This is a genomic window from Chloroflexota bacterium, assembly GCA_035652535.1.
Lineage (GTDB): Bacteria > Chloroflexota > UBA6077 > UBA6077 > SHYK01 > DASRDP01.
On the sequence record DASRDP010000099.1, the window covers coordinates 1 to 8,194 of the forward strand.

8 protein-coding genes are annotated in these 8,194 nt (G+C 65.6%); 4 read left to right on the plus strand and 4 right to left on the minus strand.

The features are described from left to right. Positions 1-166: 166 nt before the first annotated feature. Entirely contained in the window at positions 167-973 is an 807-nt protein-coding gene (locus tag VFC51_11945; protein ID HZT07736.1) for a DUF4886 domain-containing protein, read from the plus strand. 3 nt (positions 974-976) lie between these two features. Here VFC51_11945 and VFC51_11950 read toward each other — a convergent pair whose 3' ends face one another. Next, positions 977-2,275 (minus strand): glycosyltransferase, encoded by a 1,299-nt coding sequence (locus VFC51_11950; GenBank protein ID HZT07737.1) that lies wholly within the window; start codon positions 2,273-2,275, stop codon positions 977-979. Between the two features lie 178 nt (positions 2,276-2,453). Here VFC51_11950 and VFC51_11955 point away from each other — a divergent pair, with 178 nt between their 5' ends. After that, entirely contained in the window at positions 2,454-2,936 is a 483-nt protein-coding gene (locus VFC51_11955) for a DinB family protein (GenBank protein HZT07738.1), read from the plus strand. Here VFC51_11955 and VFC51_11960 read toward each other — a convergent pair. Then, the gene (locus VFC51_11960; protein HZT07739.1) at positions 2,933-3,922 is read right to left on the minus strand and encodes a hypothetical protein; all 990 of its coding nucleotides are present in this window, start codon (positions 3,920-3,922) and stop codon (positions 2,933-2,935) included. The two genes, VFC51_11955 and VFC51_11960, sit on opposite strands and share 4 nt — an antisense overlap. Positions 3,923-4,045: 123 nt before the next feature. Here VFC51_11960 and VFC51_11965 point away from each other — a divergent pair, with 123 nt between their 5' ends. Next, positions 4,046-5,212, plus strand: a complete 1,167-nt coding sequence (locus VFC51_11965; GenBank protein HZT07740.1) for a hypothetical protein — start codon at positions 4,046-4,048, stop codon at positions 5,210-5,212. Positions 5,213-5,280: 68 nt separating this feature from the next. On the opposite strand, the gene VFC51_11970 is transcribed toward VFC51_11965, so the two are convergent. Both VFC51_11970 and VFC51_11975 read right to left on the minus strand, forming a co-directional pair. Further along, a complete protein-coding gene (locus VFC51_11970) occupies positions 5,281-5,742 on the minus strand; it encodes a hypothetical protein (protein ID HZT07741.1) in 462 nt (153 codons plus the stop codon). 242 nt (positions 5,743-5,984) lie between these two features. Next, on the minus strand, positions 5,985-6,614 hold the full coding sequence (locus VFC51_11975; protein ID HZT07742.1) for an ankyrin repeat domain-containing protein: 630 nt from the start codon (positions 6,612-6,614) through the stop codon (positions 5,985-5,987). 920 nt (positions 6,615-7,534) lie between these two features. Here VFC51_11975 and VFC51_11980 point away from each other — a divergent pair. Continuing rightward, entirely contained in the window at positions 7,535-8,059 is a 525-nt protein-coding gene (locus VFC51_11980) for a hypothetical protein (GenBank protein HZT07743.1), read from the plus strand. The last annotated feature ends 135 nt before the right edge of the window (positions 8,060-8,194 follow it).

The following is an 8,194-nucleotide window of genomic DNA, read 5'->3' on the forward strand; positions in this document are numbered from 1 at the left end:
GTACTGAAGGAAGATGAACTTGCTCATGCCATTTCTCCTCGTGCGGTTTCGATTGCAGCACTCATAGGACGAACGGCGAAGGAGGAATTCGACAGGAACGCTTCCCGACGCCGGGCCGGCCGAGCCGAGACGCGCCTATCGTGTCGGCGTGGGCGCCGGAAATGGCTTGAGGCCGAGCCGCCGCGTGCGGTGGGTGCTGGCCGTCGTGACCGTCGCCGCGGTCTTCGCTCTCGCGTTCGGTCTTTACCTGCGAAGGGATGCCAACCCGGGATGTCAGTCGGGCAGCGCGTGCACGCGCATCTTCTTCATCGGCAACAGCTACACGTCTACCAACGACCTGCCGACGATGTTCGCGGATCTCGCCTGGTCCGGCGGCCACCGAGTCGAGACGGCGACGCAAGCACCGGGCGGCTGGACGCTCGCCGACCACGATCGTGCTGCTCAGACCGAGAGCACGCTGAATTCCTCGAAATGGAATCTCGTCATCCTGCAGGAGCAGAGCGAGATCCCGGCGGTCGAGAGCCTGCGCGAGGCATACATGTACCCGGCGGCCGAGGACCTCGCGGACAAGGCTCGCCTCGCCGGGGCCCAGCCGCTGTTCTTCATCACCTGGGCGCACCGCAACGGATGGCCGGCCCAGAGCCTGCCCGACTACCCGACGATGCAGGCGGCCATCGACGACGGCTACACCACGATCGCCCGCCGGCAGCACGCCAAAGTCGCTCCGGTCGGGTTGGCGTGGATGTCGCAGGTCGCGCAGGGCCGGGGCTCCGGCCTCTGGCAGGATGACGGCAGCCACCCCACGGAGGAGGGGACATACCTCGCGGCCTGCGTCTTTTACGCGTCCATATTTCTCGAAAGTCCCGCGGGGCTCACATATCGCTCAGGACTCTCGAGCGCCGACGCCGCCAGTGCGCAAAACGTGGCCGCCGCGACCGTTCTCGACGACCCTGCGAAATGGGGATTGTCCTGACCGCTAAGCCCTGGTCTCCGCGCGCCCGGCGGCACGGCGCTGCGCCACCTCCTCGATCAGGTCCGCGGCGTGCTTCGTGCCTGGGCGCGCCTGGAGACCGATGGACGCGGCGTGCATACGCCGGCGGAGCGGCTCGTCGGCCAGGAGCCGGTCGACCGCCGAACTCAGCTCGCCGTCGTCGAACGCATACGTCGGCAGGCGCACGCCGTATCCCATCTCGTGAACCCGCGCAGCGTTGTCGTGCTGGTCCCAGAAGATCGGTAGCACGATCATCGGCTTGCCGAAGTACATGCACTCGGTCGTCGTGTTGTTGCCGCCGTGCGTGATGACGAGATCGACGTGCGTGAGAATCGAGGCCTGGGGCAGGAACTCGCCGCCGGTCATGTTGTGCGCCAGCTCATACGCGTCGTGCTGCGGGCCCTTGCTGACGATGTAGCGGTGTGGCGTCCTCGATAGGACGTCGACGAGCCTCTTCATCAGCGGGACGTCGGCGGATCCGAGGGAGCCGAGGCTGACGTAAACGAGCGAACGTCCGTCGCGGTCGGGCGCGTCCCACGCCGCGTCCGTCGACCTCACGCAGGTTTCGAGATTCCGCCAGGTCGGCGCGAGAGGACGGCTACGCGCATAGTCGAGCTCGGCTGGGTACAGGTAGAGGTTCAGCCATGGCGACTCGCCGATGAACTCGAGCTCGGGCAGAGGCGGCGCGCCACGGGAAACACAGAACTCCGAGAACTCTCGCTGCATGTCCCGCACGCATCTCGCGTACTCGTCCTTGAACTCGTCCCAACCCGACCTCGTCCCGCTCGGGTAGCCGGAAAATACGGGCGGAAGCGTGTCGTCCTTCATCTCCAGCGGGTTGCAGGACGCGATGCGAACCCACGGTCGCCCGCTCGCCGAGATCGCGGGAAACCCTACGACGTTGTCCTCGATGATCACGTCAGGCTGCAGCTCGTCGAATATCTCCGCCAGGCGTTCGTCGACGTAACGGGCTCCGTCGACGAGCGCCTGCCAGGTCGGGGCGATGAACCCCTCCAGCTGCTCCAGAGTCGAGCGACGGAACACCGGCGCGGTGTCGCGGATGAAATCCTTCCAGAACTGGCCGGGCGCCTCGGGCTCGGCCGGTGGAGGGCCAAGCCGCATGAGGCGTTCCTCGAATCCCTTCGCCTCGAGTGTTCCCTTGAACGACTCCTCGATGATGAAGACGACGCGATGGCCGCGCCGGCGAAGCACGTCGCCGATGCCGACGCAGTTGTTGGTCGGTCCGAACGCGCCTTCAGGGAAGAAGACGAACGTGCTGCCCATTCGCGACCCTCCGCTCAACGCCTCCTGGTCCGGCCGTGTCCTTCCATCTGCCGGGGTTGAGGGTAACGCTCCGTCAAGGACGGCCGAGCCGGTCCCATCAATCAAAATGGGGTTCCGGCCGGCAAACGAGGCAACGGCCGCGCACGCAACGTTTTGCGCAGGACGTATCGAGGCTCGCATGTACGACGAATCGCTGACGATCGACCAGGTCCTGACGCGGCTCCGGGAGCAGCCTGAGGCCATCGCCACGACTACGGAACATGTCCCTGCAGCCGGACTGCATCGCGCCCCGAGTCCAGCCACGTGGTCCGTCAATGACGTGCTCGCCCACCTGCGGTCGTGCTCGGACATGTGGGGCGGCTACATCGCCCGGATCGTCCGCGAAGACCATCCGACGTTTCGAGCCGTAAACCCTAGAACCTGGATCAAGCAGACGAACTATCCCGAGCTGGAATTCGGGTCATCCTTGAAGGCGTTCGTGGCGCAGAGGACCGAGCTTCTTGACTTGCTCCGTCATCTGCCCGAGGAAGCCTGGTCCCGGACAGCCACGGTCACGGGAGCCGGTAAGGCACGCGAACGCACCGTGATGGAGTACGCGACGTGGCTGGCCAACCACGAGCGGACCCACGTGAAGCAGATCGCCCGGCTCGTGGAGAGCTAAGCGCCGGGCTCGATCTTCACCTGGTTGTACCAGCCGAGGACGCGCATCGCCCGGAGGGTGTTCCACCGGCTCGGCCACCCCTCGCCCTCGTCCATGGCGAAGTGCAGCCGTCCGGGCCGCGGGTTCTCCAGTGGCCATCGGCCGTCCGCGTCGCGCTTCGACCCGACCAGCTCGATCGCCTCGGCCGCCCGCGCGTCCGGAGCGGCGCCGGCGGCGCGCAGATGGTCGAGGCCGCGGAGCACGTCGTAATACCAGCCGGTCGGGTAGGAGAACGAGGTGAAGGTCGGTTCGATGACCTCTCCGGTGGACAGCCTGCGAAACATGCGCCGCTCGAGCATGTACTCGTGGCCGCGGAGGCGGGCCGCCGTCACGTCCGGCTGGGCGCCCGTGGCCAGCTCGTATTGGAGGAGTCCTTCCAGCACCTCGATCGTGGAGTGGAACGACCCGCGGGTCGATCCGTTCTCCTGCTCGCAGTTCCATCCGCCGTCGGCCATTTGCTCGCCGAGGAGCCGTTCCACGATGCGGTCGACGTTGTCGCCGAAATAGGACCCGAGCGCAACGACCCGGCCGTTGATGCAGGGCTCGACCTCGCCCCCGAAGAACGGCTCGCCGTCGTGTTCCCACCGGCAGTTCTCGCGGACGAGGCGTACCGCGTTGCGGGCCTGCGGGCTCGCCGGGTCGACTCCGAAGTTCTGGAGAAGCTTCAGGCTCCAGCTCGTCGAGGTCCACTGCGGGAAGAGCGTGCCCTTCCTTTCGGGCGGCAGCGATTGCCACCACTCGGCGGCCCTGTCCGACGTGAACGTCGGGGCGCCGCCATCCCACTGCCCGTCCGGCCGCTGAAGTGCCAGGAGCCGCGCGCCCCAACCTTCCGTCGCCACGCGTCGACGCTCGGCGGCAACCTCGTCGGCGGACGCGCCCGTCAGGTCGCGCAACACCTGCCAGCGGATGGCAGGGTCGGAGTCGATCAGCCACGCGAGCACATCCAACCGCTCCATCCTCCCCTTTTGACCGCCAGCACCGCCAGGCCGCGTGGTTCGAACGTCCAGGGCGAAGTTCGCGAGATAAGTGGGCTGAAACCGGCGCACCGGCTGATTTACTTTCGCTCGTCGATGAGCGCCTGGGCCGCCTGGAACCGCCGGCAGAGAACGTTCGCCGTCACCGCGCTGACGGTGCTGGCCGCATCCATCGTGTACGCACTCGTCGTGCGAAACGTCCTGCTTGGCGATCGCGGCACGACGGCCTTCGACGACCTCGGCGAGGCGGTGGCGGCAGCTGTGGCATCTGCCGCCTGCGGCTGGGCGGCGGTCCATGCGACCGGACGAGAGCGGATCGGGTGGTCGCTCATGGGAATCTCCGCCGGTCTATGGGGCGCCGGAGAGGTCGTGTGGTCGTTCTACGAAGTGTTCATGAACGTCCCCACGCCGTATCCCTCGCTTGCCGACGTGGGGTTCCTCGCCGCGGTGCCTTTCGCGATCGCCGGCATCCGCTCGTTCTGGAGCGCGCCGCAGGGAACTCCCTCGCACTGGCGAGTCTGGTTCGACGGTCTCATCGTCTCCATCGCCCTGACGTCGACGGCGTGGGCGTTCGGGCTGAAAACGGTGTGGCAATCCAGCAGCTCCACCAAGCTGCTCGACCTTGCTTACCCCGTCAGCGACATCCTGATCGGCACGATCCTCATCCTCGCAATCCGCCGTGCGAGCCAGCAGCGGGCGGGAAGGATGGCCTTCCTGCTGGCGGGCATCGCCTGCTACTCGATCGCGGACAGCGCGTTCGCCTATCTGAGCGCCCAGAACGCGTTCGGCGCGGTGGGCAACGTCATCGACACCGGATGGTTCGCGGGCTTCTTGATGATCGCGCTGGCGGCCGTTTACCCCGCCGGCGCACCGAGGCGCGCGGAGCAGGCGGTCCCGCTCGATCTCTGGCAGCTCGCGCTTCCGTGGATGACGCTGCTGCTGGCGTCGGCGGGTGACGTGTATTCCTCGCTCACCGGCCACGACATCGACCTGTTCATGTCTTCCATGACCGCCGCGCTGGCGGTCCTGCTGACCGTGAACATGATCATCGAGCGCAGAGAGTTCCTCGAGATGCTGACCGACATCGAGACGACGCGGACCAAGCTGAATCGTGAGTTCAAGACGGCTCTGACCGGGATCCAGCAGCTGAGCGTGCAGGTGAACGAAGCCGATCGCGCGTATGACGCGGACGTGCGCCGCCTTGCGTCAGACATCCACAGCCAGGCGGAGCGGCTCGACCAGCTCGTCGAGGGAATGCTCTAGGCGTCGCCTACGTCCGCCGGCAGCTCTTTGTATCGGCGGACTCGGGCGGGCCGTCTGGCTCCGGTTCCTTACCCGTCGCTGCAGTGGGCTGCCGGACCCTCTCCCCACCCGCGCCCGGATCCAGTGACCGTGAACGCCCACCTGCCATCCGAGTCAACCACGACGTAGTACGTTCCGGGCGTGTGGTTGTGAACCACGCCCTGACCCTTTACACCGTGCTCGGTGACGCCTTGATTCTCAGCCGAGACCTGACAATCCGACAACCGCTTCACGGCCAAGCGGAAGTCACACTGGCCAACCTTCTGGAATCCGTTGGATGCCCCTGAGCAGTCATAAGACCAATGGAGATCCCACGCCCCGTGGACGGTGAACACTTCGGTCGTCTGGCCGCCTGGTCCTGAACCGTGCTCGTCCACCAGGGCCCCGGACGCGCTCGCCCGGTAGATATGGATGCCCGCGAGGACCAGCGCAACCAACGCCCCGAGCGCACCAATGCGGATCACCGGCAGCCGGCGAGGCGCCACCCGCATACCGATGGAACGTCCTCGAGGTTAGTGGGTTACGAAGGTCCAGGGCGAAGATGCGATGGGGATTAGACCCCGACCTCGACCCGATTCGCGACGAGCCGAGGGTCGTCGAACTGCTCGGAACGCCGGCCTGACGTCAGCGCCGGCCAGGAAGCCATCGTGGCCGCAGTTTCCGTATCGCGAACCGACTAGCCACTGATCGGTCAGTCGAGCCGCCTCGGTGCGCGCGCTTGGAGGTGACACTGCTATCGCGCACCATGCTCGAGCAGCAGTTGCACGATCACCTTCTGCTCGGCCTTCGCGCTGGACGACCCACTTCCACCCCGTCCCGTTGTCCAGTGGGCGAGCTGCATCGGCGTGGACCCCGAGCCGTTTGGCCGGCTCACATCGGCGCCCCCATCGATGAGTGCGCGGACGGCCGATGAGCACCGATTGCGGACTGCCCGGTGGAGTGGCGTGACACCACCCTTATCTGTCGCGTTGGGATCGGCGCCGGCCTCGAGCAACGCGATAACGGTCTCGCGCTGCGCGTTTAGGTCCAGGTGACCTGAACCCGGCATCCCGTCTGCGGCGTAGTGCAACGGCTGAGCGCCGCGACGGTTTCTGGCTCTCACGTCCGCGCCCATCGATAGAAGGTCGGACACGATCGCCTTTCGATGGGCGGCGGCAGCGATGTGGAGCGGTGTGTCGCCTGCGAAGAGGTAGTGGGCGATCTCGTGGAAGAAATAGTCGTGCGCAGACTGCCTCGTCGCACCCTGCCGGAGGGACGATGAGGCCAGGGCTCGCGATGAGGCAAGCGATTGGGCTACTACTGCGGCGTCGCCAGCGGCGATGCCACGCATAAGGATCATCAGCGCCTGGTCGTCGCGAACCACGGCGCCCACATTAGAAGTGGCCGTAGTTTTCGTAAAGCTCCCGCGAGCCGGACGACACGATCACGCCCCCGCCGGCACCGAACCGGGTCAGCCTGAATCCCGAAATCGCCGCGATTGGTCCAGGGACCGATCTAAAGGGCGCTTGCACGCACCTCCGTTAGGCCGTGACGCCGACGAATTGTCCTGCAAAGCCGAGGTCATTCGCGTGAGTCGGAGCCCCGAGCCAGACGTAGAACATCCGGCGCATCGTGTATTGACCGGCCGGCAGGATCTCGTAAACAGCAGCCAGGCCAGGTCCGTTACCAGACGGCTGCGCCGGGGCTCCGGAATTCGTCAGGTTAGGGCTCGTGGTCTTCGCACCAAGCCGCTTGCGCGGGTTGCGTGAGCTGAGAATGGGTTAGCCAGCAAGTTGCCCGGTCGTAGACTCAAGGCGGCCCGATGCTGGTTCATACCGTCGTGCGTGCTAGTGCGAGTAAACGACTACGCGAGTGTCGAAACTGCGGCCACGTCATCCAGCGCGGCGAGACCTACCACTACCTCGACCACTGGCGCGCCGAACGGAGCTTCTGGTGCAGAGACCACAAGCCGAGGCCGTCGGACATGGTCGTAAGCCCGAACAAGCGTCGGCTGTATTTAGCCCAAGAGGCTCTTCTAGACACCGCTGGCGCCTGGCAGCCATCGGCCGGGATGACGCCACTCCTCGAGGCTTTGGACGCATCGATCTCGGAAGCGCGTGCGGTGGCCGAGACGTATCGTCTTCCGGATCGTGCGCCCGAAAAGGCTGAGCATGTCGACCTTTGGGCTGACGAACTGTCGGCGCTACGAAGGCGAATCCAGAGTGGGGACGCCGATCGCCCCCGCGCCGAAGTGATGGAAGCAGCAGCGCGAGCGACTATCTTCGATAACTGGCATTTCCCGCAATGACTCAGGCCGAGACCGCAACCCTCGCGATCGCGGTCCTGAGCCTGATGCTAGCCGGTCTATCTCTAGGCTGGCAGGCCGCGACCTTTTTTCTCGAGGGCGGCCGTGTAAAAGCCACCTTCAAGCCAGGGCTCGTTGGAAACGGCATGGTGATTACGCTCGAAGCTGAGAAGTTCTCCGATGACAACATGAGGGCCGTGATGGGCCGGCAGGGTTATGGACGCCCGGTAGCTGCGATCGACGTTAGAAGCGTCGGCCGCCTTCCAGTAACTATCGCCTCCTGGAAGATCGTGACGAACCCCGGGGGCACCGCGCTGCAGCCAGTCGGCGAACTAATCGGCCCCGCGTTGCCGCACCGCCTTGAAGCGGGTGAGTCGCAAATCTGGGCGGTTGATTACAAAGCCGTACAGGCGCTTGTGGCGGCGACATCGAGCGTGGTCAAACTTGACACCACCACCGTGAGGGTCAGCTCCACTGTCGGTCTCGGCGACGGTCGCACAGTGAGGGCGCGCGGGCGGATCTAGTTTCGAATCCAGGCGTCCGCCGACACCAACCTGGAATGGGACGGCCAGCATCAAGCATCCGGTTAAGCGAAAATGTGCGCCGGATGAAGCTGAACTTCGGTGACTTGATGATTCGGCGCCTGATTGCTCATGAAG